Annotated in this window: 2 protein-coding genes and 1 rRNA gene; all 3 read left to right on the top strand. The window is 38.5% G+C overall.

Features of this window, described 5'->3' with window-relative positions; translation table 11 throughout:
• Nucleotides 1-66 precede the first annotated feature (66 nt).
• Nucleotides 67-909 carry a glucose PTS transporter transcription antiterminator GlcT gene (gene glcT, locus V7659_RS23810; RefSeq protein ID WP_335542632.1) on the top strand — a complete coding sequence of 281 codons (843 nt, stop codon included), beginning with the start codon at nt 67-69 and terminating at the stop codon, nt 907-909.
• A gap of 188 nt (nt 910-1,097) precedes the next feature.
• The gene (gene ptsG / locus V7659_RS23805; protein WP_335542631.1) at nt 1,098-3,164 is read left to right on the top strand and encodes a glucose-specific PTS transporter subunit IIBC; all 2,067 of its coding nucleotides are present in this window, start codon (nt 1,098-1,100) and stop codon (nt 3,162-3,164) included.
• Between the two features lie 345 nt (nt 3,165-3,509).
• Nucleotides 3,510-3,606, top strand: a 16S ribosomal RNA gene (locus V7659_RS23800); the annotation flags it as partial.

The following is a 3,606-nucleotide window of genomic DNA, read 5'->3' as shown; positions in this document are numbered from 1 at the left end:
ACTTCCTGTTTTCTCTCTTTTATTCTGTAATTAATAAGGTAAAATGGGAGAAATGGGGAAAAGGGTATGGCACAGCTGACGATTGAAAAAGTTTTAAATAATAATGTATTGATTGCTGAACACCCTTCCTATGGTGAAGTAGTTTTGATTGGCAAAGGGATCGGCTTTAATCGTAAACACGGTGATTTAATTGAAAAAGACTCTGCTGAAAAACTCTTTGTCTTAAAAAATGAAAAGGAGCAGCAAAATTATATTAAATTGCTCCCTTTTATTGATAACGAATTTTTAGAGGTTATCATAGCATCAATTGAGTTAATTAAACAACGAACGAATTCAATGCTAAATGAACATATTCATGTTGCCCTAACAGACCATCTAATGTTTGCCTTAACGAGGGCCTCCCAAGGGATGGAGATGAAAAATCCTTTTTTAGTAGAGACGAAGGCGCTTTATCGTCATGAATATGAAGTGGCGAAAGAAGTTGTCCAACTTATTAAGGATAACACTGGGATTAGCTTTCCAATCGGTGAAGTTGGCTTTATCGCCTTGCATATTCACAGTGCAATAACCAATAAAGACCTTTCTGATGTAAACCAACATTCCCAGCTCGTCAGCAGACTGGTTGATATGGTTGAAGAACAGTTGGAGATAGAGATAGACAAAGAAGGTATCGACTATATGAGACTTGTCCGCCATCTCCGTTTTGCGATTGAACGAGTTGTGAACGGTGAAAAAGTGGATGAACCAGAAAAAATATCTTCCCTATTGAAAGATGAATATCCGATATGCTATAATCTCTCATGGAAGCTCATAAAAGTGATGCAACAATCCTTAAAATTAAAAGTCTTTGATGCAGAAGCAGTATATCTAACAATGCATTTACAACGACTTCAAAAAAAATATAAATAGCACTTATTCGTTTTACGTGTTACTGATTCGATCAGGCATGAGTAAAAAGTTTAATTGAACCTAAGTTATTGGGGTAATCTATACCCATAGCTTTATTCAATTGGATCTTTACTCATGCCTTTTTTGTCGTCAATTCTCTAGATTGTAACCGCTTTATGAGCTGTATAAAAAATTTAGGAGGTATCCTTATGTTTAAAAATGCTTTTGGTGTTTTACAGAAGGTCGGTAAAGCATTGATGTTACCAGTTGCAATTCTGCCAGCTGCCGGGATCTTACTAGCAATTGGTAATGCACTTCAAAACCCAACACTAATTGACCTCGCCCCATTCTTAGATAATAGCGGGATTGCGATGGTTGCGAAGATTATGGAACAGGCAGGTAGTGTCATATTCGGAAACTTGTCATTATTATTTGCGGTTGGGGTTGCGATTGGGCTAGCTGGAGGAGAAGGTGTAGCAGGTCTTGCTGCAATTGTTGGATTCCTCATTATGAACGCGACAATGGGAACTGCCTTGGGAATTGATGCAGATGCACTAGCTAAGCATCCTCAAAGCTATGCTTCTGTATTAGGTATACCAACACTGCAAACGGGTGTTTTCGGAGGTATCATCGTCGGTCTAATTGCTGCTTATATGTATAATAAATTCTTCGAAATTGAATTGCCATCATATCTAGGATTCTTTGCTGGTAAGCGTTTCGTTCCGATTGTAACTGCTGCAAGTACTGTTCTTTTAGGATTGCTAATGATTCTTATCTGGCCTCCAATTCAATCAGGCTTGAATGCATTCTCTACGAACATGGTTGATGCGAACAGAACGATTGCTGCCTTTATCTTTGGGGTAATTGAACGTTCATTAATACCATTTGGATTGCATCATATTTTCTATGCCCCATTCTGGTATGAATTTGGAAGCTATACAAACGCTGCTGGTGATCTTGTACGTGGTGACCAACGTATTTTCATGGAACAAATTAAAGATGGTGTCCAAAATTTAACTGCAGGTACATTCACAACAGGTAAGTACCCGTTCATGATGTTTGGACTTCCAGCTGCTGCGCTAGCGATTTACCATGAAGCTCGACCAGAAAAGAAAGTGTTTGTAGGAGGATTAATGGCTTCTGCAGCGTTAACTTCTTTCCTTACTGGTATTACAGAACCAATTGAATTCTCATTCTTATTCGTTGCACCAGTATTATTTGGTATCCACGCAATCTTTGCTGGATTATCATTCATGACTATGCACTTGTTAAATGTAAAAATCGGGATGACCTTCTCAGGTGGATTGATTGACTATATCCTGTTCGGATTAATCAACCCACAAACAAATGCTTGGATCGTTATTCCGGTAGGTCTTGTCTTTGCGGTTATCTATTACTTTGGTTTCCGTTTTGCGATTCGCAAGTTTAATTTAAAAACTCCGGGTCGTGAACTAGAGGAAGAAGAAGACCAAGCACCATCAGGAAAATCAGGTTCAGGTGATTTAGCAACTAATATTTTAGATGCTATGGGTGGAAAAGATAATATTGCTCATTTAGATGCATGTATTACACGTCTTCGTGTATCTGTTAATGATATTAAAAATGTGGACAAAGCTGAATTGAAAAAACTTGGTGCGGCGGGTGTCCTAGAAGTAGGAAATAACATTCAAGCAATTTTCGGACCACGTTCTGAAACAATTAAGGGTCAGATGAAAGATATTATGTCTGGTAAGAGACCTCGTACAACTTCTGTTGATACAGCGGAAAAAAGTCCGGAACAAAGTAATGTGAATTCAGATGCAATTCAAAAAGCGCGTGAGAGTGAAGTGTTTGCAGCGCCGCTTAAAGGTGAAATAAAGCCGATTACTGAAGTGCCTGATCAGGTGTTTGCTGGTAAAATGATGGGCGATGGCTTTGCGATTGTACCAGCTGAAGGAACAGTTGTTTCACCGGTAAATGGAAAAATCGTAAACCTATTCCCAACTAAACATGCGATTGGTATCTTATCCGATACAGGGCGTGAAATCCTGATTCATGTTGGTATTGACACAGTTAATTTAAAAGGTCAAGGTTTTGAGACGTTAGTTGCTGAAGATGACATCATTGAACAGGGGCAACCGTTATTAAAAGTTGATTTAAATTACATTAAAGAACACGCAACATCTACAATTACTCCAATTGTTTTCACGAACTTAGCCGAAGGTGAAAAAGTTGTGCTGAATAAACAAGGTCAAGTAGAATTGAAGCAAGAAGGAATAATTAAGATTACAAAGTAAGAGGGGGCTGGCTCTAGTAATAGGGCTGGCTTTTCTATATATAGAAGAAAGTCGGAATGGTGGAAAAAAATTAGTTTTTTGTTGACGGGACATAGGCGGGGTGGTATTATATTAAAGCAGTCGTTGATGACAAGTTAACAACTTGTTGGTGATGACAACATTGATAAAAAAATGTTGACATCGATTCGATGGAATGATAAACTTAAAAAGTTGCTTCAAAACGAGGTAACAAGCTTGTTCTTTGAAAACTAAACAAACAAAATCGTGCAAACAAACAATATTAATCGTGTTTCTTCTATTAATATGAAGAACATGAGCCAACGTAACAAATTGAGCTAATCAACTTTCTTGGAGAGTTTGATCCTGGCTCAGGACGAACGCTGGCGGCGTGCCTAATACATGCAAGTCGAGCGAGACTCTTCGGAGTCTAGCGGCGGACGGG

The organism is Neobacillus drentensis, assembly GCF_036966985.1.
GTDB lineage: Bacteria > Bacillota > Bacilli > Bacillales > Cytobacillaceae > Neobacillus > Neobacillus drentensis_E.
This window is presented reverse-complemented; position numbering and strand designations above follow the sequence as displayed.